This window comes from Variovorax sp. S12S4, assembly GCF_023195515.1.
In the GTDB taxonomy this organism is placed as follows: Bacteria; Pseudomonadota; Gammaproteobacteria; order Burkholderiales; family Burkholderiaceae_C; genus Variovorax.
The window spans coordinates 19864-40616 of sequence record NZ_JALPKR020000002.1 but is presented as its reverse complement, the minus strand read 5'-3'; the positions used below and the strand labels follow the sequence as shown (position 1 = coordinate 40616).

17 protein-coding genes and 2 pseudogenes are annotated in these 20753 nt (G+C 64.6%); 11 read left to right on the top strand and 8 right to left on the bottom strand.

What is annotated here, in order from left to right:
* Positions 1 to 118: 118 nt before the first annotated feature.
* Positions 119 to 946 carry an HDOD domain-containing protein gene (locus M0765_RS00430; RefSeq protein WP_258501363.1) on the bottom strand — a complete coding sequence of 276 codons (828 nt, stop codon included), beginning with the start codon at positions 944 to 946 and terminating at the stop codon, positions 119 to 121.
* Between the two features lie 230 nt (positions 947 to 1176).
* Between M0765_RS00430 and M0765_RS00425 the strand changes: the two genes are divergently transcribed.
* The 5 genes from M0765_RS00425 to M0765_RS00405 all read left to right on the top strand — a co-directional run bounded on the left by M0765_RS00425 (position 1177) and on the right by M0765_RS00405 (position 5743).
* Positions 1177 to 2694 carry a ComEC/Rec2 family competence protein gene (locus tag M0765_RS00425; RefSeq protein ID WP_258501305.1) on the top strand — a complete coding sequence of 506 codons (1518 nt, stop codon included), beginning with the start codon at positions 1177 to 1179 and terminating at the stop codon, positions 2692 to 2694.
* A 6-nt stretch (positions 2695 to 2700) separates the two neighbouring features.
* Positions 2701 to 3207, top strand: a complete 507-nt coding sequence (locus M0765_RS00420) for a hypothetical protein (protein WP_258501362.1) — start codon at positions 2701 to 2703, stop codon at positions 3205 to 3207.
* A 91-nt stretch (positions 3208 to 3298) separates the two neighbouring features.
* Entirely contained in the window at positions 3299 to 4063 is a 765-nt protein-coding gene (locus M0765_RS00415; protein WP_258501303.1) for an ATP-binding protein, read from the top strand.
* Between the two features lie 79 nt (positions 4064 to 4142).
* On the top strand, positions 4143 to 5423 hold the full coding sequence (locus tag M0765_RS00410; protein WP_258501361.1) for an ATP-dependent nuclease: 1281 nt from the start codon (positions 4143 to 4145) through the stop codon (positions 5421 to 5423).
* On the top strand, positions 5414 to 5743 hold the full coding sequence (locus M0765_RS00405; protein ID WP_258501359.1) for a hypothetical protein: 330 nt from the start codon (positions 5414 to 5416) through the stop codon (positions 5741 to 5743). Before M0765_RS00410 ends, M0765_RS00405 begins: the two co-directional genes overlap by 10 nt.
* A 196-nt stretch (positions 5744 to 5939) precedes the next feature.
* Here the strand turns inward: M0765_RS00405 and M0765_RS00400 are convergent.
* The 3 genes and pseudogenes from M0765_RS00400 to M0765_RS00390 all read right to left on the bottom strand — a co-directional run bounded on the left by M0765_RS00400 (position 5940) and on the right by M0765_RS00390 (position 9370).
* Positions 5940 to 7281 (bottom strand): annotated as a pseudogene (locus M0765_RS00400) (sulfatase family protein).
* Positions 7282 to 7319: 38 nt separating this feature from the next.
* Positions 7320 to 8324: a Bug family tripartite tricarboxylate transporter substrate binding protein gene (locus M0765_RS00395; protein ID WP_446751523.1), complete on the bottom strand. Its 1005-nt coding sequence runs from the start codon at positions 8322 to 8324 to the stop codon at positions 7320 to 7322.
* A gap of 53 nt (positions 8325 to 8377) precedes the next feature.
* Complete coding sequence (locus tag M0765_RS00390; protein WP_258501299.1) at positions 8378 to 9370, bottom strand: Bug family tripartite tricarboxylate transporter substrate binding protein; 993 nt, start codon at positions 9368 to 9370, stop codon at positions 8378 to 8380.
* Positions 9371 to 9488: 118 nt separating this feature from the next.
* Here M0765_RS00390 and M0765_RS00385 point away from each other — a divergent pair, with 118 nt between their 5' ends.
* Both M0765_RS00385 and M0765_RS00380 read left to right on the top strand, forming a co-directional pair.
* Positions 9489 to 10019, top strand: coding sequence for a MarR family winged helix-turn-helix transcriptional regulator (locus M0765_RS00385; RefSeq protein ID WP_258501298.1), 531 nt, complete (start codon positions 9489 to 9491; stop codon positions 10017 to 10019).
* Between the two features lie 45 nt (positions 10020 to 10064).
* Complete coding sequence (locus M0765_RS00380; RefSeq protein ID WP_446751524.1) at positions 10065 to 11246, top strand: DUF418 domain-containing protein; 1182 nt, start codon at positions 10065 to 10067, stop codon at positions 11244 to 11246.
* Here the strand turns inward: M0765_RS00380 and M0765_RS00375 are convergent.
* From M0765_RS00375 to M0765_RS00365, 3 genes are read right to left on the bottom strand one after another with little or no spacing between them, the layout of a single operon-like run.
* Positions 11222 to 12319: a mechanosensitive ion channel family protein gene (locus M0765_RS00375; RefSeq protein ID WP_258501294.1), complete on the bottom strand. Its 1098-nt coding sequence runs from the start codon at positions 12317 to 12319 to the stop codon at positions 11222 to 11224. The genes M0765_RS00380 and M0765_RS00375 overlap by 25 nt on opposite strands.
* Complete coding sequence (locus M0765_RS00370) at positions 12316 to 14550, bottom strand: FUSC family protein (RefSeq protein ID WP_258501293.1); 2235 nt, start codon at positions 14548 to 14550, stop codon at positions 12316 to 12318. The genes M0765_RS00375 and M0765_RS00370 overlap by 4 nt, the downstream gene beginning before the upstream one ends.
* A complete protein-coding gene (locus M0765_RS00365; RefSeq protein WP_258501358.1) occupies positions 14550 to 15611 on the bottom strand; it encodes an inositol monophosphatase family protein in 1062 nt (353 codons plus the stop codon). Before M0765_RS00365 ends, M0765_RS00370 begins: the two co-directional genes overlap by 1 nt.
* A 121-nt stretch (positions 15612 to 15732) precedes the next feature.
* On the opposite strand from M0765_RS00365, the gene M0765_RS00360 reads away from it, so the two are divergent.
* From M0765_RS00360 to M0765_RS00350, 3 genes are read left to right on the top strand one after another with little or no spacing between them, the layout of a single operon-like run.
* Positions 15733 to 16464, top strand: a complete 732-nt coding sequence (locus M0765_RS00360; RefSeq protein ID WP_126746107.1) for an RNA methyltransferase — start codon at positions 15733 to 15735, stop codon at positions 16462 to 16464.
* A gap of 58 nt (positions 16465 to 16522) precedes the next feature.
* Complete coding sequence (gene cysE, locus M0765_RS00355) at positions 16523 to 17314, top strand: serine O-acetyltransferase (protein WP_258501334.1); 792 nt, start codon at positions 16523 to 16525, stop codon at positions 17312 to 17314.
* Positions 17315 to 17321: 7 nt separating this feature from the next.
* A complete protein-coding gene (locus tag M0765_RS00350; RefSeq protein WP_258501288.1) occupies positions 17322 to 17858 on the top strand; it encodes a DUF4256 domain-containing protein in 537 nt (178 codons plus the stop codon).
* A gap of 44 nt (positions 17859 to 17902) precedes the next feature.
* On the opposite strand, the gene cadR is transcribed toward M0765_RS00350, so the two are convergent.
* Positions 17903 to 18376: a Cd(II)/Pb(II)-responsive transcriptional regulator gene (gene cadR, locus M0765_RS00345; RefSeq protein WP_258501287.1), complete on the bottom strand. Its 474-nt coding sequence runs from the start codon at positions 18374 to 18376 to the stop codon at positions 17903 to 17905.
* A 72-nt stretch (positions 18377 to 18448) separates the two neighbouring features.
* On the opposite strand from cadR, the pseudogene M0765_RS00340 reads away from it, so the two are divergent.
* Positions 18449 to 20727, top strand: a pseudogene (locus M0765_RS00340) (heavy metal translocating P-type ATPase).
* Positions 20728 to 20753: the final 26 nt, after the last annotated feature.

Here is a 20753-nt window from a genome sequence, read left to right as displayed (position 1 = left end):
CATCGTCGTGCGGCACCGTTCAAGGCTCGATCAGAGGGGAGGGAAAGAAGGAGGCGCTGGCCGAAGCCAGGCAAAACGGGGCGGCAGGCGCCACCCTCAACGCACGGTCAAACGACGATCAGGCGATCATCGATTCCAGATCGGACGCCAGCTCGCGGGGCGCCGGCATGTCTTGCATCACGTCTTCAGAAATGCCGATGGCATCCGCCGACTGGGCCGGCCACACGTGCTGCGAGTCGCCAATGCGCAGGCCTTCGCGCTCCAGCGCAACGCGCCAGACGGCAAGGTGCAGAACATTGGCCAACGGGTCGACCTGCTCGGCCTCCATCGGGTTGGCAAAGCAAGAGAGGGCGCTGATGAACTCGGGCGCAAACTCCCAGCGGGCAGCCAGCCGGGCGCCCACTTCGCCGTAGTGAAAGCCGAACTTCTGCCGTTCGACCTCGAGCCGGCCCATCATGTCGAACGGGTGCACGGCGTTGAGCTTGGCCATTTGCTCCTTCATGGCGCCGGCCATGATCAGGTGGCCGATGGCGTGCATGCTGCCCACGGTGAACGCAAGGCTCTGGTCCACGCTGCGGGTCTTGCCGGCAAGGTAGCGCGCCACCGCCGCCACGCGCAGGCTGTGCGACCAGAAAGACGGCAGATGCACCCCCTCGACCTTGCGGAACGTGCCCGTAAGGCCGGAGCTCACCACCAGCGAGCGGATCGACGAGAAACCCAGCAGCTGGATCGCGTCTTGGATCGAGAGGATTTTGCGGCGCAGCCCGAAGTACGGAGAGTTGGCCATGCGCAGCACCCGCGCCGTCAGCACCTGGTCGAGCTCGACCTTGCGTGCAACCACGGGAATAGAGGCGTCCTCGTTGCGCAAGAGCTCGATCAAGTCGAACACCACCTTGGGCACCGTGGGAAGCAAATGGCTTTCGGCAAACAGTTCGTCCAGGGTCATGGCGATCTCAGGCTGTAGTTTTCGCTGCCCGGAATTGTGCTGCAACTATAGTGTTACATGTTGATGTCTTCAGGGATCGGGTCAACTCCCATAGTCCGAATGCAGACTTCCAGCAACACAGCCGCCATTGTCCGGAGCCGCCTGCCTATTGCCATACCGCTTTTGAGTGATGCGCCTGCACCCCCGCGCTGCTAAAAGTGCGGGATTCGTCAAAAAGAGGGAGCGGGCGCATGGCAGCACACCGATTCGTCAATTTGCGCGCGGACGGAAGCCCCGTTCACCTCTTCGACGACAAGAAGAAAAAGATCCGCGAAGTCATCTGGGGCGACTTCCTCAAGGTCAAGAAAGATCTTGGCGACGGCTGGCTGGAAATCGACTGGGCCGCCCGCTCGCCCGCCAAGCGGCGCACCCTCTACATCCCCAAAGAAGACACAGTCGCCCGCCGACCGCTCGAAATCATCTTTGTCGACGTGGGCCAGGGCGACGGCGCCGTGCTCATTTCGCCCGAGACCGGCGGCGATGAACGCATCGTCGTCATCGACGCCGGAGAGGGCGGCAACATGCGCGCCTTTCTTGCCGCCAGGTTTCAGACCTACCGCGGCTTCGACTTTGCCGCCGCGGTAATGACGCACCCCGACAGCGACCATTACCTGGGCTTCAAGGACATCTTTGCCGACCCAGGCATCGGCTTTGGCACCGTGTATCACAGCGGCCTTGTCGAGCGGCCCGTGAGCGGCACGTGGGAAAAGCTCGGCGGCAAACCCGTGAAGGAAAACGGCGCATCGGTTGCCTACATTGGCGACCTTGCCGCCGACTACGCCACCGTGAAGACCATCTTCGGAAACGCGGGCACCACCCACCTCTTTCCGCAAGTCATGAAGGCCGCGCTAAGCAACCCGAAGATCCAGGACATCTGCATGCTCTCGGCCCAGCACGCGACGATAGAAGACGACACCGCCTGGATGCCCGGCTTTGCCCCGTCGGACGACCGCGGCTACACCATACGCGTGCTTGCGCCCGTGGTTGAAGAAGGCCCAGACAGCACCCCCGCGCTGCGGCAGCTGGGCTCGTACAACGAAACCAAGAACGGCCACTCCGTCATCTTGCGCCTGCAGTACGGCAAGTTCAGCGTGTTGTTCGGCGGCGATTTGAACGAAGGCGCCGAAAAATTCTTGCTGCAGCACTACACCGGCACCGTAGATAACAAGTTTCCGAAAGCAGGCACGCCCGCCTACGACGACATGGTGACCAAGGCGCGAGACATCTTCAGGTCAGACATCATGAAGTCTTGCCACCACGGCTCCGAAAAGGTGACCGATGCGTTTCTGGATGCCGTGAACCCTGCCGCCTTCATCATTTCGTCAGGAGACGAAGAGGGCCACATCCACCCCAGGCCCGACCTGCTCGGCCGCTTGGGCCGCTTCGGCCGCGGCGGCGCGCCCGTCATTCTTTCGACCGAGCTCCAGCGCTCTTCGCGCGCCATGGAGAACAAGAGCTCCGTCGACGCGCTGATGGCCGGCATCGACAAGCTGGCCGCCGGCACGCTCTCGCAAGACAAGGTTGCGCAGTTGAAGGCCGATGTGAAACAGCTCGCGCGCAGCAACGTCGAGGTGTATGGCGCGATCTATCTGAAGACGGATGGAGAAAGGCTGATTACGGCTTTTCGGATCGAGACTAAGTCGGAGATTGAGAAGTGGTTCTATTTTCGGTATCGGTTTGAGGGAGATGTGCTGGTTCGGGAGGATTGAGGGGCAATGGACATTTACGTCGAACAAGGCGGCGAAGGTCCCGACCTGCCCCTCTCCTCTCTCATGTGCGTGCGGAGCGCGGAGGCGTCATGCGGGCCTTGGCGTGTGTCATATATCGAGGCATGTACCCAGCTGTGCGTCGAGGTGACGGGCTCGAAGTCCGGTATGCAGCGTGAACCGTCTTTCGATCCCGGGCCGCCAACGGCAGCTTTCTTCAACGGACCGGCCCACTCGCCCGAATGGCTGGGAAGCAGCTTTGCTGCTCATGGCGTGCATACGCTCCTAAACATGTCGAGGGGCAAAAACACGCTCAAGTTCGGCGGGATCTATCTCGCAACAAGAGATCAGCTACTTCAGTACAAGCTTGGAACGAGCCACGGCCAACAGCTTGCTTGCCGAGAGCAGCAGCTATTTTTCCGACGAGAAATTCCACGCATGGTTCTCCGAAGTGCGAATTACACGTGGGTGGCGGAGAATACGCTCACTATGACAAGACGAACCATTGGTTCGTGATTGAACCTTAGCCTTTGGCCCTAGCCGCCATCAGCTTAGCGAAGGTGTGGGCGTCGGATGGATCTCATTGCAATAAAAATGGGGGCGGTCTGTGCAGCAGGAAGACATTTTTTATGAAAACCGCTTTCTTGAAAGCTGGGCTGGCTCCATCATCACCAACCCCAGCACGGCCATCGTTGAGCTCGTTGCCAACTGCTGGGACGCCTATGCGACGAAGGTCGACATAAGCTGGCCCGATTCGAAGAAGAACAAGCAGTTCTCCATTTCGGACAACGGTAAGGGAATGACCAAGGCCGAGTTCGATTACATCTGGCGTGCCATGTCCTATGACCGTATCGCCAAGACCGGACTCACGGCGGCACCCCCACCAGGTGTAGAAGGTCTTCCACGCTTCGTCTTCGGCAAGAACGGCAAGGGCCGCTTCGCTAGCTTCTGCCTCACCAAGAACTACGTCGTCACCTCTGTCAAGGACGGCCAAAAGATCGTCTACAAGGTCAGCCGCACGGCCAACAAGCCCCTCATCACTGAACTCGTGGAGTTCGTTGAGAAGGGTGTTGAAGGGCATGGCACGACGATCACAGGCGAAGGCGAAATCCGTCAGACCAACCTCACGGTTGAACAGGCCAGAGAGCTCCTTGGTGGTCGGTTCCTTGCTAACCCGTCCTTCAAGGTCAGCCTGAACGGCACTCCCATTTCGTTTGCCGACATCAGCAAGTCGTCCCTCTCGATTGTGGACGTTGAAGTGCCCGGCTACGGCACGGCCAAGATTTATCACATTGACACCGGCAAGGCCGACAAGACGACCAAGCAGCACGGCATAGCTTGGTGGGTCACGAACCGTGGCGAAGCTTACTGAAGCCCAGAGCTTGAACGAGTTGCTTGCCAATGCTTCAAGAACGGCCCGGACCTCACTTGACGCTGACAGGCCCAACACCTTGAAGAACTTTGACGCTGCTGCGGTGAAGTCTCAGGAGGTGGCAAAGATTTTGGGGGTGCCTGTTGTGGACGCCTATAAGGCCCACTTGGATCTGAGTTCGGTGAACCTGAAGGTCGGGGGCCTCGCTCTTCATGACGGCGACATTCCGCTTCGCCAGTTGGGTCTGGGGTCACGGCGAATGCTGTTGTGCGGCATTCAGAAAATGGGCCTTGAAGAAGGCCATGTGACGCTCTTTGACGAGGTTGAATTCGGGCTTGAGCCTCACCGCATTTCTCGGCTCTTGAAGCACGTGCGAGAGGACAAGCGGGGTCAGTATTTCCTGACGACCCATTCACCTGTCGTGCTTCGTGAACTCACCGTGGGCGAGCTCTACATAGTCCACAGCAAGGACGGAAGTGTTCAGATCATTTCGGCCGCATCCGACAGTCTCAAAGAGCACGAAGTTCAGGGGAAGATTCGGTCCAGCACGGAAGCGTTCTTGGCAAAGAAGGTTCTCGTTTGCGAGGGGGCCACGGAGGTGGGCTTCTTGAGGGGCTTTGACGACTACCAGCTAGGCAAGGGCAAAGATCCGTTTTCGTACCACGGCCTGTCCCTGCTCAATGCGGCCAGCGGCAACAAGGTCAGGGCACTGGCGAAAGCCTTCAAGTCGCTCTGCTATGAAGTGGCGGTTCTTGCCGACGCCGACGCTGACGACCAGTTCTCACCGGCTGACGTGGCCGAGCTCGTTGCTCTTGGCATTCCCGTGACGGTATGGGACGGCAAGTTGTCGTTGGAGGAACGGGCTTTTCAGGATTTGCCGTGGGCCAGCGTGATCGATAGCGTCGAGCTTGCGCAGGATGTGTTGAGTTTCCCCGCATACGACCAGGTGCGCTCGCGGTTTATGGCCGATTTGGATCAAGACATTGGAAAGTGGGTTGAGAGTGCCAAGCTGCGAGCCGACATTGGGTTGGCGGCGAAGAAGGCAGGTTGGTTCAAAGACACAACCCGCGGTGATCAGTGGTTCAAGACGTTGACGCCTGCTTTCGCGGATCCAATGTTGCCAAGCTTGGTGCCAGCGGTCAGCGCCTTGTCGACGGCGGTGAAGCAGTCCTTGGCGAAGTCCACGACGTGCAGGAACCTGGCCTTCGTGGTCTTCGCCGAGTCAAGCTTCTTAACGAACGAGAAGAGCGCCTTGCCAAGGAGACGAAGGCCACGAAGTATCCCGAGTTGCTGGCGGCGGCGAACCTGTATCTCACGACTCCGACGAGCAAGAACCTCAAAGCCTTTGTCTTGCTGCTGAGGGACAACCCTGAGACTGCGGCCTACCGTCGGGATTTGCTCTACCGCTTCATGAACGTCCTGAAGCTGCACATAGACGGGGCAGGGGCGACGTTCCTTGAAGCGGCGAACCTGTACCAGAGGGAAATGCGGCACACGGGCAGGCCGATCAGGCACCAGAAGCTCATTGGCACGACGTTGCTGGTCAAGGGGCTCGAGTACGACCATGCGGTGATCTTGGACGCCGACTCGCTCGGTACCAAAGACCTTTATGTCGCCATGACCAGGGGAGCGAAGTCGTTGACGATCATTTGCAGCGGCAGAACTTTGCCGAGCGTCTAGGGTTGTCGTTGCCAGGATGCCGCGGTTGCGAGGCACGAAACTATCCGGGTGGTCCTGCTCCGCATCGCCGCAAGCGGTTGACGACGGCAATGCTAGCGGCGCAGATGCCCGGTCTCACGAATACCGGTCGCTCGAACCTTGGACGTCAACGACTGTTTTTAGTCTTAAGCAGCCACCGACCCATGCCCACTCCGTCCTACCTCTGCGGCATATCCTTAACCGAATACCCCAAACTAACAGTCGCATCCTCCGGAATCCCAGGCATCGTCGCGTTCCAAGCCGCCCATTCCTCGCGCATCGCAGCCAGCCTCTCCGGCTCCTTCTTCCCCAGATTCGCCCGCTCGCGCTCATCAGCCGGAATGTTGAACAGGTATTCGTTCCCATCCACCTTCAGGTACTTCCAGTCCCCGTCGCGCATCGCTTCCTGCCCGCGATGGTTCATGCGCCAGTGCAGCGGCCTGCGGAAGCTGTGCTTCGCATCCTTCAGCACAGGCATCAGCGACACGCCGTCGAGCGGGTAGGTCGCATCGGCCTTCACGCCGGCCGCGTCGAGCATGGTGGCGGACCAGTCCATGGTCATGCAGAGTTGCGTACTCTCGCTGCCCTTGGCGATCACTGCGGGCCAGTGCGCGATCCATGGCACGCGGATGCCGCCTTCGGTCAGGTCCATCTTGCCGCCGACCAGGGGCCAGTTGTCTGAAAAACGTTCGCCGCCGTTGTCGCTGGTAAACACCACCAGGGTGTTGTCGGCCATGCCGTGCTTTTCGAGCGCGGCCATGATCCAGCCGATGCCTTCGTCCATGTGATGGATCATGCGGCGGTACACATGAATGTTGCCGCCGGCCAGGTCGAAGAGGTTGTCTTTGACGGTGGGCGCTTTGTCTGCGTCGTCGCGGGTTTCCCACGGCCAGTGGGGGGCGGTGTAGTGCAGGCTCAAGAAGAAGGGGGCTTCTTTTCCTTCTTCGCTGCTGCTTCTGTTTGGCGGCCATGCATTCGACGTAGTCGACTGCGCGTTTCGAAAGAATGTCGGTCAGGTAGCCGTCTTCTTTCTTGTCTTCTTCGCCAAACCACAGGTCGTGCTGGCCGGTGGAGTCGCAATGCGTAAAGTAGTCGACGCCGCCCGACATGGGACCGAAGAATTCGTCGTACCCCGATCGCAGCGGGCCAAAGTGGGGCGGGTAGCCCAGGTGCCATTTGCCGATGAGGGCGGTCTGGTAGCCGCCGGCCTTCAGCAATGACGGCAGGGTGGGGTGGTCGGTGGGCAGGCCGAGCGTGGTGCTGCCGCGGCTGCTGCTCCTGATGGGCTCTTCGGCCGCGCCGCGCAGGCGGTATTGGTAGCGCGCGGTAATCATGGCAAAGCGGGTGGGCGAGCACACGGGCGAGTTCGAGTAGCCCTGGGTGAGCTTCAAGCCGTTGGCGGCCAGGCCGTCGAGCACGGGCGACACGGGGCCGAATGCGGCGTCGCGGCCGCCATAGCAGCCAAGGTCGGCGTAGCCGAGGTCGTCGGCCACTATGAAGATGATGTTGGGTCTTTTCATGTGTCTGTCTGTCGGTCTGTCTGAAGCGAGGCGGTTGTTCAGGGCTGGTAGCCAGACTTTTGAACGACGGGCGCCCACTGCGCCTTGTAGGCCTTGAGCATTGCGGCGGTTTGCGCCTGCGTGCTCACCACGGGGGTCATGCCAGCGTCCTTGAACTTGCGCTGGGTGTCGGCGTCTTGCATCACGTCGCGAATCATGTTGGACAGGCGTTCGACCTTGTCCTTGGGCATGCTGGCGGGCGCAAAGAAGGTGTTCCAGCCGGTGGCGGCCAGGTCGAGGCCGGCTTCCTTGAAGGTGGGAATGTTGGGCGCAAAGGGCGAGCGCTTGGCGCCCGAAAGGGCCAGGATGCGCAGCTTGCCGGCGTTGTGCTGCGGCAGCACCACGTCTTCGGTGTCGACCGAAATCGGCACTTGGCCGCCGATGAGGTCGTTCAGCAGCGGGGCCGAGCCGCGGTAGCCGATGATCTGCGTCTGCACCTTGGCTTTTTCGCCCACCATCAGGCCGAAGAAGTGCGGCAGGCTGCCGGTGGCGGGCACGCCCACGTTGGCCTGGTTGGGGTTGGCGCGCATCCAGGCGAGCAAATGGTTGAGTTCGCGCACCGGCAGGTGGGGCGACACAGACAGCGCAAAGTCGTAGGCGTTGACGTGCGACACGGGCACGAAGTCGCGCTCGGGGTCGTAGTTGTTGTCCTTGAAGACGAGCGGCGCCACCACCATCACGGCGGGGTTGGCAAGCATCAGCACGTTCTGGCTGGCGGGGGTGTTCTTGACCTGCTGGGCCGCAAGGCGGCCGCCGGCGCCGGGCTTGTTGTCGACCACCACGGGCACGCCCAGGCGCGCTGCCAGCTTGTCGCCGACGATGCGCGCCACGCGGTCGGTGGCACCGCCCGGTGCGTAGCCGACCACGATGTGCAGCGGGCTGTCGAGCGCTTGCGCGCTTGCCTGGGGCGCTACGGCGGCCATGGAGGCCATGAGGCCGGCTGCGGCAAGCAGCGCGGCAAGGCGGCGGGTGATGGGGGTGTTGGTGGGGGTGTTGTTCAGCATGTCGGGTTCCTCCTCGTTCAGTCGATCAGTCGTTTGGTTGTTCAGTCGTTCAGTCAATCGTTGGCCTGAAAGTTCACGGCCTTCATGATGCCTGCCCAGCGTGCCGTGTCTTCGCGCATGGTCTTCAAGAGTGCGTCGCTGTTGTCGCCCACGGGGTACATGCCGTTCTGCAGCAGTTGCTGGCGCACTTCGCGCGAATTGATGGCGCGGGTGAATTCGGCGCGCAGCTTGTCGACGATGGGCTGCGGCGTCTTAAGGGGCGCGTAGTAGGCAAACCAGGCGGTGGCCACCACGTCCTTGTAGCCGCTCTCTACAAAGCAGGGCAGGTTGGGCATCAGCGGAGAACGCTTGTCGCCACTGGTGGCCAGCACCTTCACGCGGCCCGAAGGCAGCAGCTGCTGCGCGCCGCCAATGGTGTCGAAGTACACGGGCACCGAGCCGCCCATCACGTCTTGCCGTGCCGGCGTAGAGCCGCGGTACGGCACATGAACCATCTTGAGCCCGGCCGCGCGGTTGAGCATTTCACCCAAGAAGTGCGAAGGCGTTCCGGCGCCGTAAGAAGCAAAGCTCAGCTTGTCGCCCTGCGCCTTGGCCCAGGCGATGAACTCGGCCAGCGTGTTGGCCGGCACGTCCTTGTGCACGACCAGCGCCAGCTCGAAGCGCGCCGCATTGATGATGGGCACAAAGTCCTTGATCGGGTCGTACGACAGCTGGCGGTAGGCGCTTGGAAACATGGTCATCATGCTGGCGGTGCCCAACAGCAGGGTGCGGCCGTCGGGCGCCGCGGTTTTTACCGCTTCCACCGCAATGCGGCCCGCCGCGCCCGAGCGGTTGTCCACGATGAGCGGGCCGAGCGTGTCGCGCACCTGCTCTGCAATGGCGCGGGTCAGCACGTCTTGCGTGCCGCCGGCGGGCACGCCAATCAGCACCTTGATGGGCTGGCCGGGCGTAAACGCCTGTGCGTTGGCCAATGGTGCAAGCGGAGCCAGCGCAAGGCCGCCCAGGGCGGCAACGATCTGGCGGCGGTCGAAATCAGGGCAGGGCATGTCGATGTCTCCGGTTCTCGTTCGGTGGCGCCGCTCGGCCCAGGTGCCGCGGCTGCGAACGACTTTAGAGACGCTACATTCGATTGATCTAATCAACCATCCCCCGGACTAACCCCCAATGACCGCGCCGCGCCGCCCGCTGGACGATTTGCTGCTGTACCGGCTGTCGCGCCTGCTGTCGGTGGCGGGCAGCATGGTCATCCGGCTGTGCGAGGGGCGCTTTGGCATTACCCGGCGCGAATGGCGGCTGGTTGCGGTGCTGGCAAGCCGCGGCGAGCTCAGTTCTTCCGAGCTGGCCGAGCATGCGCAACTGGACCGGGCCCGCACCTCCAAGGCGGTCGGTTCGCTGGTCGCCAAGCACCTGGTGTCGCGCGTGGTGCGGCCGGGCGACCGGCGGCAGGTGCGGCTGGGGCTCACCGAAAGCGGGCAGGCGCTGTATGAAGAGCTGTTTCCGCTGGTCACGCAAATCAACACCGAGCTGCTGGGCGCGTTGAGCGACGACGACGCGGCGCGGCTCGACGAGTCGCTGCACCGCCTGCACGCCCGGGCGGAGCGCATGGTCGAAGAGGCGGTGCTGCCCAAGGCAGACCGCGGCCGCCGCGGCGCGGGTGGCGCCAATCTACCCCTGAAGCCAAGAAAGCCTGAATGACGCCTGCCCCGAAAGAAACGACGAACGAGCGCCAGCACCTGGTCGATGCGCTGCGCGGCCTTTGCGCTGCTGGGCATTTTGGTGGTCAACATCGCAAGCTTCGCATCTACCTACTACGGCCTGGGCATTCCCGATCCGCTCGCTGTTTCGCTGGCCGACCGCAGCGCCTCGTTCGTGCGGGCGTTTGTGTTCGAGACCAAGTTCTACCTGCTGTTCTCGTTTTTGTTCGGCTACAGCTTCACGCTGCAGATGCGGGCGGCGGAGCGCGACGGCAAGCGCTTTGCGCCGCGCATGGTGCGGCGGCTGGTGGGCCTGTGGGTCATCGGCGTGCTGCATGCCGTGGTGCTCTATTACGGCGACATCCTCACCACATATGCGGTGCTGGGCGCGGTGCTGCTGTTGCTGCGGCGACGGGGCGATGTGTTCATGGCGTGCGCGGCCATCGGGCTGGTGCTGCTTGTGTCGCTGGCGTGGGCCGCCGTTGGCTATCTGGTAACGCATGCGGACATGCGGCTGGCCAACGAAGCCGCCTACGCCGACGCGGCCAGGGCGCTGGCCGCCTACCGTGCCTCGCCGACCATGGTGATGGTGCAGCACCTGCGCGACCTGTCGCAGGTGTGGTGGATCACCGCGCTGGTACAGGCACCCGAGGCGCTGGCCATGTTCTTTGCGGGGTTCATTGCCGGCAAGCGCGGGTTGCTCGCGCATGCAGAGGCGCATGGCAAGCTGCTGCGGCGGGTGTTGTTCTGGGGCTTGCTCGTCGGCGTGCCGGGTGCGCTGGTCTATGCCTTGCCTGCCATGCGGCTGAACGATGTGGCGCGCCAGATCCAGGGCTTGGCGGCCACGCTGCTGACGGCACCGTTCCTGGCGGCCGCTTATGCAGCCGGCATGCTGCTGGTGTTCCAGACCGGGCCTGGCCGCGTGCTGGCGCAATGGCTGGCGCCTGCGGGGCGCATGGCGCTGTCCAACTACCTGCTGCAATCGCTGGTCTGCGCGTGGATCTTTCTGGCCTACGGGCTGCGGTGGATCGGCACCATCGGGCCGCTGGCAACCTTTGGCGTCGCATTGGCCATATTTGCGGGCAACCTGGTTCTGAGCCGCTGGTGGATGCAAAACTTTGCGTATGGCCCCGCGGAGTGGCTGCTGCGGGCGTTCACCAACCTGCAGCTGCCGCCGCTGCGCCGCCGCAGCCACGCTGCGGGTCAGCGCGGCGACGGCACGGGCTGACGCTGCATGTCCTGAGTGTCTTGCCGGCCCGGCTTGCCATCGCTTTCGATGCGCATCCGGGGCAGGAACTGCGGGTACTCCCGCTGCATGAAGTCGATGAGCCCTTCGCGCACCTTGCAGCGCAAATCGAAGGCAAGGCTGGAATTGCCGGCGGTGCAAAGCACCCGAATTTGCATGGTGCGCTCGGTGGCGTCGGTTACCTGCAGGTTGAAAAACCGGCCGTCCCACTCGGGCGCCGATTTCACGATGCGCTCGACCTCTGCGCGCAGCGGCTGCAGTGGCATGCCGTAGTCGGCATAGACGAAAACCGCGCCCAGCAGCTGCGACGAACTGCGCGTCCAGTTCTGAAAAGGTTTTTCAATGAAGTAGCTCAGCGGCAGGATCAAGCGCCGGTCGTCCCAGATCTTCACCACCACAAAGGTGCCGGTAATCTCTTCGACCCGGCCCCACTCGCCCTCGACCACCAGCACGTCGTCGATGCGTATGGGCTGGGCCAGCGCAATCTGCAGCCCGGCAATCAGGTTGCTGAACACCGGCTTGGCCGCCAGGCCGGCCACGATGCCGATCACGCCCGCCGAGGCCAGCAGGCTCGCACCCACCTGCCGCGCGCCCGGAAAAGTCATCAGCATCATCGCGCCGCCGGCCACCAGCACCATCGACATGGCGGTGCGCGCAAGCACGCGGGTTTGGGTGAGCACGCGGCGCGCGTGCAGGTTGTCTTCCACGTCGTACGGGTGCTGCGCGAGCACGCCGTCCGCAAAGCCGCTGATGGCCTTTACCGCCAGCCACGTGGTGGCGGCAATCAGCAGCAGGCCGTTGAGGTGCCGCACGCTGCCTATGAAGCGAAGATCGCTCGGCGCGGCCTGGAACACCAGCAGCAGCGCCAAAAGGGGCAGCACCACCCGCGCCACGGGTTTGCAGTTGATCACCATCGAATGCAGCGCGGGCGCCGGACGGGTGATTCGCATCAGCACAAGGCCGCCGAGACGGTGAACAAGCAGCGCGAGCGGAACGGCAATCACGGCTGCGAGCCAGGTGCCGAACCAGGGGTGGGCAAGCATCTCTTCGGTCATTGAGCGGTGGTCGTGGCTTGTGTCTCCAGGGGTTGAAGAATGCGCGCCGCGTCGTCGCGCAGCTGCGTAGCGAGTGCCGTGGCCAGATCGAGGCGGCGCAGCAGCCAGGGGCTGATGTCGTTGTCGAAGGGGTCTGGCAGGGGAATCGGGCCGCCCACGGTGGTGGAGCCGGGGCTTTCGGGCAGCGTGGGACCGGTGGTGGGCGCGGTGCCGATGGCTGCTTCGATGCGCTGTGCAGTGCGCGCGAGCGGGCCTTCGATTTCGCCCGGGGTGAGCCGGTCGCGCCGCAGCACGAGCATCGATTTTACGGCGCTGAGCTGCGCGAGCAACTGGTAGCTGTGCGCCTGCAGGTGCTCCAGCGGCTCGAGCGGCGGCTGCACCGCACGCGGCTCTGACAGCGAACGCTGCGTGGCCTGCACCAGCGCTGAAAGGCTGTCGTAGGCCTCGCGGCGCGCAAGCCGCCATTCGAGCTCGGGGCTGCTGTCGACTGCCTGCAGCTGGCCCAGGCCCAGCGCCAGGCGTGCATGGCGTGCCTGCGCCGTGAGCGTGCGCGCCACCAGCGCCGGAATCTGCCCGCGCTCCCATGACGGCAGCACATAGCAGAAGCCCCATGCCAGCGCGGCGCCGATGAGCGTATCCGCAATGCGCTCGAAGAGCGCAAAGATGGGCGCGGCGCCGGTGTTGAGCATGTGCGCCTGCAACAGGCCGAGCACGGTGGCCGCCACTGCCGTAATCAGGTAGCGCCGCACCGCAAAGCTGTGCGCAATGGCCTGCGACACCGTAACGAAGGCCAGCAGCAGCAGCGGCGACGGGTGCGCGGAAAGCAGGCCCACCGCCAGCACGCAGCCCAGCAGCGTGCCGGCCACGCGGCTGTTGCGCCGCTCCAGCGTTTGCGAAAGGCTGCCGCGCAGCACCACCACAATGGTCAGCAAGATCCAGTAGTCATGCGAACCCCAGGGCAGCGACACCGCAATGGCGTAACCGGCCGCAATGGCCAGCGCGGCGCGAATGGCATGCCGCAGCGGCGGCGCGTCCCAGCTCCACAGCGTGAGAAAGGGCCGCAGCGACCAGTCGGTCGGGCTCACGAACATCTGCCAGTTGGCCCGCACCACGGCCAGGTTGGGCTCGGCATCGCCGCGCGCCATGGCCGAAAGGCGCAGCACCTCGTCGTTGATGTGGCCGATGCGGCTTGCCAGGCCGCGCGCGAGCATGGCGGCGTTGGGGCCGGGCATGCCGTGGCTTGCCGCGTGCTCTTCGGCGGGAAGGTGAATCGATGCAAGGCGCGGCCGGCGGTCGGCCACCGGCTCGGGGTGGCGGCCCATGAGCAATGAGTCGCCGAGCGCGGTGGTTTCGTCGGCCAGCTCTTCGAGCACGCGGCGCATCTCGATGAGTGCCTCGGCATGCGCGGGGTGGCTCTTGAGCGCGTCCAGGTCGAGCTCGCTCGCAAGCAGCTGGTCGCGCATTTCGAGCACGATCACCAGCATGGCGGCCAGCCGCTGCCGGCGCGGCGTGCGCGGCGACTCGAGCACGATGTCGCGCGTGGCCTGCAGCTGGTCGGCCAGCGCGGCCTGTTCGCGCAGCAGCCGGCCGAGCAAGGGTGCAGGGGTTTCGCGGATGTCGCTCGTGTCGTCGCGCGGCGTGAACTGCGTGGCCTCGGTGCGCATTAGCGCGGCCAGCGAATACAGCACGTCCGACACCGACTGCACCCGGTAGCGCCCGTTAAGCGCATGGTTGGCCAGGTTGGCCCAGATCACGTAGAGGCCGGCGCCAAGGCCAAAGTGCCAGGTGCGCTCCAACGCCTCGGCCATGCCGCTCGGCGCGGGCGTGGCCATCGAGAAAACCATCGAGAACATCACCGCAATGGCAATGGGAATGCCGCGCTTGCCCCATGCCATGGCCAGAAAGGCGACGAAGGTGGCGGGCACCAGCACCAGCCCAAGGCGAATGGGCGCGGTGTGCAGCAGCTGCACCAGAAAGAAGAGCGGCAGCCCGATCAGCGGGGCCGGCAGCATCTGGAAGAACTTGCCGCGGCGCGGGCCGGGCAGGTCGGGCGGGGCGGTGACGATCACGCCCACCGCGGCTGCGGAAGCGGCAATGGTGCCGAGCCAAAAATGCGCGCCGGCCGAGATGACCAGCAGGCCGAGCGCAACGCTGAAGCCGTTGGCGACGTACTGGCTCAGCGCAACACGCAGCGCCGCACGAAAGCGAAGGGCGGCACCGGGCCCCTGCATCACTTGGCGGAAGCGTCGCCTTCGGAGGGGCTGCCGTCGGCAGGCGCGTCGCGGCGAATGCGCGTGAGTTTCCGCGACACCGGTGCTGCCGGCGCGGCCGCGGGAGCGGGCGCTTCGCCGTCGAGCGATGCGGCGGGCAGGTCGGGCACCGTGCTGCGCGCATACAGGTCGACCGATTCGTCGGCGTTGGGGCGCGCTGCGGCCGACACGGCGCGCACGCGGTCGCTGGCGCGCATCTTGTCATCGATGCCGGCAAACTTGGAATACTTGGCAAGCAGCGGCACCAGTTGGCCGTAGATGCGCGGGGCGCCGGCCAGGCATTCGCGCTGCTCCAGAAAGTCGGGCTCGCCCGTGAAATTGCCGATCAGGCCGCCGGCCTCGGTGACCAGCAGCGAGCCCGCGGCCACGTCCCAGGGGTTGAGGCCGGTTTCGAAGAAGCCGTCGGTAAAGCCGGCGGCCACGTAGGCCAGGTCGAGAGCGGCTGCGCCAGGGCGGCGCAGGCCCGCCATGCGGGGCATCATGTCGGCCATGATGGCCAGGTACTGCTTGAAGTTGTCGCCCGTGCGAAACGGAAAGCCGGTCGAAACCAGGCATTCGCTGAGCTTGGTGCGCTTCGAGACGCGGATGCGGCGCTCGTTCATGTAGGCGCCTCGGCCCTTGGTGGCGGTAAACAGGTCGTTGCGGCTCGGGTCGTAGATGACCGCCTGCTCGATCTTGCCGCGCACCGACAGCGCAATGGAAACGCAGTAGACCGGAAAGCCGTGGATGAAATTGGTGGTGCCGTCGAGCGGATCGATGATCCAGACGTAGTCGGAATCTTTTGCACCGTGCTGGGTGCCCGATTCTTCGGCCAGGATGCCGTGCCCCGGGTATGCGCCAAGCAGCGTTTCAATAATGGCTTGCTCGCTGGCGTGGTCGACTTCGGTGACGAAGTCGTTGACCTGCTTTTGCGAAATGCGCACGGCTTCGACGTCGAGTGCGGCGCGATTGATGATGGCGCCGGCGGCGCGTGCGGCCTTGACGGCCACATTGAGCATGGGATGCAGGTTGGGGGACGACATTCTGGATTGTGAGAAGAACGGTGGAGGAGGTCCCCTGGAGGCGACCCTGCGGCCCGGCGATGCGGGCGGCGAGAATCGGTCATTTTACCGGCTCCGCCCGTTTCGTGCCTCCAAACCCTCCATGCGCACCCGTTTTATCCTGATCCAGACCAGCCACGCAGGCAATGTGGGCGCCGCCGCCCGCGCCATGAAGACCATGGGTTTCGACGACCTGGTGCTGGTAACGCCCCGGTGGGCCAACGTGCTGCGGCGGGAAGAAACCATCCAGCGGGCCAGCGGCGCGCTCGACGTGCTGAACAACGCCCGCATCGTCGAAACGCTGGACGAGGCGCTCGACGGGGTGACCCACCTGTGCGCCACCGCCATGGTGCCGCGCGACTTCGGCCCGCCCACGCGCACCCCGCGGGAACACCTGGAGCCGCTGGCACAGCAGGGCGACCAGCATGTGGCTTTTCTCTTCGGTTCCGAGCGTTTTGGCATGCGCAATGAAGACGTCTACCGCTGCAACGTGGCCCTGAGCATTCCCACCGACCCGAAGTTCGGCTCTCTCAACCTGGGGGCGGCCATCCAGGTGATTGCCTATGAATGGCGCCTTGCGCTGGGCGGCTACGCGGTGCGCGACGCCACGGCGCCGGTGCAGGCGGCCGATGCGAAGGCGGTGGCGGGCATGCTCGAGCACTGGGAGCGCTCATTGGTGGACATCGGCTTTCTGGACCCCGAGGCGCCGAAGAAGCTGATGCCCCGGCTTCAGCAGCTTTTCAACCGCGCCCAGCCCACGCCCGAAGAGATCCACATCCTGCGGGGCATCGCCAAGGCCATGGCCGACGCCGCAAACGGCCCGCGCAAGGGCTAAAACCCCATCGCGCGTGCGCGAAAGACTGCCGGCTTTAGACTGCGCGGCCCCTATCGATATAACGACAACAAAGGCAGCGATGTTCTCTCGTTTGCGCGCCGACATCCGGTGCATCCTCGAACGCGACCCGGCCGCGCGCAGCGCCTGGGAAGTGATCACGGTCTACCCCGGCTTTCATGCCGTGGTGCTGCATCGCTGGGCGCACGCTTGTTGGACGCACGGTTTCAAGTGGCCGGCCCGCTTTATCGCGCATGTGGCCCGCTGGCTCACGGGCATCGAGATTCACCCGGCCGCCAAGATCGGCGAGCGGGTGTTCTTCGACCATGCCATGGGCGTGGTGGTGGGCGAAACCGCTGAGATCGGCGACGGCTGCACCATCTACCAGGGCGTGACGCTGGGCGGCACCTCGCTCTACAAGGGCGCCAAGCGCCACCCGACGCTGGGGCGCAACGTGGTGGTGAGCGCGGGCGCCAAGGTGCTGGGCGGCTTCGAGGTTGGCGACGGCGCCAAGATCGGCAGCAACGCGGTGGTCATTAAGCCGGTGCCTGCCGGGGCAACGGCGGTGGGCATTCCCGCGCGCATCATTCCGTCGAAGGCGGGCGAGAGCGCCGATGTCGCTGCGCCGCAGAAGTTCTCGGCCTACGGCATCACGCAGGAGGACGACCCGCTCAGCCAGGCCATGCGCGGGTTGATCGACAGTGCCGCGGGGCAGGAGCACCAGATCGCGCTGCTTTGGCAGGCCATCGAGAAGCTGTCCGCGCACCCCGGCACCAAGGACTGCGTGCCCTGCGACGCGGCGCGCGACGAGAGCTTCGAGGCGGAGAAGCTCACCCAGCTCATAGGCAAATAGCAGAACCATGAAGACGCAAGAACTGCTCCAGACATTGCAAGCCCGCTTCGAGAAGCACATGCAACGCCACAAGGGCGTCGCATGGGCCGACGTTCAGGCAAGGCTCGAAAGCAACCCCGCTGCGGTGAAGTCGATTGGCGCCATGGAAGAAACCGGCGGTGAGCCGGACGTGATCGGCCAGGACAAGAAAACCGGGCAAATCGTGTTCTGCGACTGCGCCCCCGAGAGCCCGACAGGCCGCCGGAGCCTCTGCTATGACCGTGAGGCGCTCGACGCGCGCAAGGAAAACAAGCCGCAGGACAACGCGCTCGGCATGGCGGCCGCCATGGGCATCGAGCTGTTGACGGAAGAGCAGTACCGGGAGCTGCAGAAGCTCGGCAAGTTCGATGCGAAGACTTCCAGCTGGATCAAGACGCCGCCTGACGTTCGCTCACTTGGCGGAGCGCTCTTCGGCGACTACCGCTATGGCAAGGTGTTCGTGTATCACAACGGTGCCCAGTCTTACTACGCGGCAAGAGGCTTTCGCGGGTTGCTTCGCGTGTGAGCACGCGGTCGATGTGATCGCGCCCTGGATCACGTCAGGGCATATCAAGACGAGCGTTTGGCGGATGTGCTGTGCAGCGAGCCGTGCACATGCCCCGCGTGCTGCCCGAAGGGCTCCGTGGCGAGCGTGGCGGTGTCCAGCTCTTGCAGGATGCCGCAGTTCTGCGCCGACTCGGCCCCGCAGCATTGCTGGCGGAGCGCCTTCAGCTGCTTTTCCAGCAGCTTCAGTTCCGAGATGCGGGCGGCCACGTGGCCGATGTGGTCGTCCAGCAGCTGGTTGACCTGGCCGCAGTCTTCGCCCGGCGCATCGCGGAACCGCAGCAGGCTGCGGATTTCATCGAGCGTCATGTCCAGCGAACGGCAGCGGCGGATAAAGCCCAGCCGTTGCGCGTGCTCGTCGTCGTAGATGCGGTAGTTGCCTTCGGTGCGCGCCGGCTCGGGCAGCAGCTGCTCGCGCTCGTAATAGCGGATGGTTTCGACCGGCGTGTTCGCGACCTTGGCCAGTTCTCCGATTTTCATGATGCGGCAAGAACGAAGTGAAGGAATTTGTCGTTTGACTCTACACCTGCTTCAGGGTTTCCAATTGTCTTCATGACGAACCAGAATGCCCTGAAACCCTTGGCGCCGCACGCCCACGCGCCTGCCGAAACGGCCTGCTGCGGCAACTCCGCGTGTGGATCAACGACCGCCGCCCCCATCGCAGCTGTCGACACCGCCGATGTTCCGAAGGGCGCCTTGCTCTTTCGTATTCCCACGATGGACTGCGCCGTGGAAGAGTCGGAAATCCGGCGCGCGCTCGAGCCCGTTCAGGGCATCAGCGGGCTGCGCTTCCGGCTCGGCGAACGCACCATGGCCATTACGGCCGATGAGGCCACGTTGCCCGATGCGCTGGCCGCCATTCGCAAGGCGGGGTTCAAGCCCGAGCCGCTGAACGACGTGGCGGGCGGGCAGCCTGCCGCCGACGGAACGGCGCGCGCCACCGGCTTCATGACGCCGGAACTTATGCGGCTGGTTGCCGCGCTGGTGCTGGCCATCGCGGCCGAGACGATTTCCTTTCTCGCGCCGGAGGGCGCCGGGTTCACTGCGATGGAGATGGCGCTTGCGCTCGGAGCCATCGGCCTGGCCGGGCTCGATACCTACAAGAAGGGCTTTGCGGCACTGGTGCGCGGGCGGCTGAACATCAATGCACTGATGGCCGTGGCCGTGACGGGTGCCTTCCTGATAGGCCAATGGCCCGAGGCCGCGATGGTGATGGCGCTCTATGCCATTGCCGAAATGATCGAGGCCCGTGCCGTCGATCGCGCGCGCAATGCCATCCAGGGGCTGCTGGCGCTGGCGCCCGAGCAGGCCGAGTGCGGCAGCCCGACGGCAGCTGGAATACGGCGAAGGCCGACACCGTGGCGCTGGGCGCCGTTGTGCGCATCCGCCCCGGCGAGCGCGTGCCGCTGGACGGCGTCGTCACCCAGGGAACCAGCGCCATCGACCAGGCACCCGTCACCGGCGAGAGCATTCCGGTCGACAAGTCGGCTGGCGATGCGGTGTTCGCGGGCACCATCAACCAGACGGCCGCGCTTGAATTCCGCGTGACGGCGGTGGCAGCCAACACCACGCTGGCCCGCATCATCCATGCGGTCGAAGAGGCGCAAGGCTCACGTGCGCCCACGCAGCGCTTCGTCGACAAGTTCGCGTCGGTCTATACGCCCGCTGTCTTCGTGCTGGCCATTGCCGTGGCGGTGCTCACGCCCTGGCTCATGGGCTGGACCTGGCTGCAGGCCGTCTACAAGGCGCTGGTGCTGCTGGTCATCGCGTGCCCTTGCGCGCTCGTCATTTCGACGCCCGTCACCGTGGTGAGCGCGCTGGCTTCGGCGGCGCGGCGCGGCATTCTGATCAAGGGCGGCACCTACCTCGAAGAGGCGCGCAAGCTGAAGGCGGTGGCGCTCGACAAGACGGGCACCATCACCGAAGGCAAGCCGCGGCTGGTCGAGTCGAGCCTGATCGGGACCGCGGCTGACAAGGATGCGGTCTTTGCGGTTGCGGCAAGCATCGCAAGCCGTTCTGATCACCCCGTGTCCAAGGCCATTGCCGAGGGCCTGGAGATCGAAGCGCTGGAGGTCGGAGACTTCACGGCCCTGCCGGGGCGCGGCGTACAGGCCACGCACGGGGGCCAAGCCTATGTGCTCGGCAACCATCGGTTGATCGAGGAGCGGGGGCTGTGCACCCCGGCGCTCGAAGCCGAGCTGAAGCGCCATGAAGAAGCCGGGCGCACCGTCACGCTGCTGGCCTCCGGCCAGGAGGTGCTCGCGCTGTTTGCGGTGGCCGACACCATCAAGCCCTCTTCGCAGGCCGCCATGGCCGAGCTTCGCTCGCTCGGCGTCACGCCCGTGATGCTGACCGGCGACAACGCCGCCACGGCCCGGGCCATCGGCGCGCATGCGGGCATCGACGACGTGCGTGGCAACCTGCTGCCCGAAGAAAAACTCGACGCTGTCAAGGCGCTCCAGCAGCGCCACGGCGTGGCCGGCATGGTGGGCGACGGCATCAACGATGCGCCCGCGCTCGCCCAGGCGGACATCGGCTTTGCAATGGGCGGCGCCGGCACCGACACGGCCATGGAGGCGGCGGACGTGGTCATCATGAACGACGACCTGCGCCGCCTGCCCGAGACCATTCGCCTGTCGCGCCGGGCGCACTCGGTGCTGTGGCAGAACATCACGCTGGCGCTGGGCATCAAGGGCGTGTTCTTCGTGCTTGCGGTGTTCGGCAGCGCCACCATGTGGATGGCGGTGTTCGCGGACATGGGGGCGAGCCTGCTGGTGGTGGCCAACGGACTGCGGTTGATGCGCATGCCGAAGGCGAGTGACGGCGGCTGAGGCTACCGGGGAGCAGGCGATCGAAA

Coding starts and splice junctions, on each gene's coding strand:
- M0765_RS00430 (WP_258501363.1), bottom strand. CDS start 946: ATGACCCTGGACGAACTGTTTGCCGAAAGCCATTTGCTTCCCACGGTG.
- M0765_RS00425 (WP_258501305.1), top strand. CDS start 1,177: ATGGCAGCACACCGATTCGTCAATTTGCGCGCGGACGGAAGCCCCGTT.
- M0765_RS00420 (WP_258501362.1), top strand. CDS start 2,701: ATGGACATTTACGTCGAACAAGGCGGCGAAGGTCCCGACCTGCCCCTC.
- M0765_RS00395 (WP_446751523.1), bottom strand. CDS start 8,324: ATGCTGAACAACACCCCCACCAACACCCCCATCACCCGCCGCCTTGCC.
- M0765_RS00390 (WP_258501299.1), bottom strand. CDS start 9,370: ATGCCCTGCCCTGATTTCGACCGCCGCCAGATCGTTGCCGCCCTGGGC.
- M0765_RS00385 (WP_258501298.1), top strand. CDS start 9,489: ATGACCGCGCCGCGCCGCCCGCTGGACGATTTGCTGCTGTACCGGCTG.
- M0765_RS00380 (WP_446751524.1), top strand. CDS start 10,065: ATGCGCTGCGCGGCCTTTGCGCTGCTGGGCATTTTGGTGGTCAACATC.
- M0765_RS00375 (WP_258501294.1), bottom strand. CDS start 12,319: ATGACCGAAGAGATGCTTGCCCACCCCTGGTTCGGCACCTGGCTCGCA.
- M0765_RS00370 (WP_258501293.1), bottom strand. CDS start 14,550: ATGCAGGGGCCCGGTGCCGCCCTTCGCTTTCGTGCGGCGCTGCGTGTT.
- M0765_RS00365 (WP_258501358.1), bottom strand. CDS start 15,611: ATGTCGTCCCCCAACCTGCATCCCATGCTCAATGTGGCCGTCAAGGCC.
- M0765_RS00360 (WP_126746107.1), top strand. CDS start 15,733: ATGCGCACCCGTTTTATCCTGATCCAGACCAGCCACGCAGGCAATGTG.
- M0765_RS00350 (WP_258501288.1), top strand. CDS start 17,322: ATGAAGACGCAAGAACTGCTCCAGACATTGCAAGCCCGCTTCGAGAAG.
- cadR (WP_258501287.1), bottom strand. CDS start 18,376: ATGAAAATCGGAGAACTGGCCAAGGTCGCGAACACGCCGGTCGAAACC.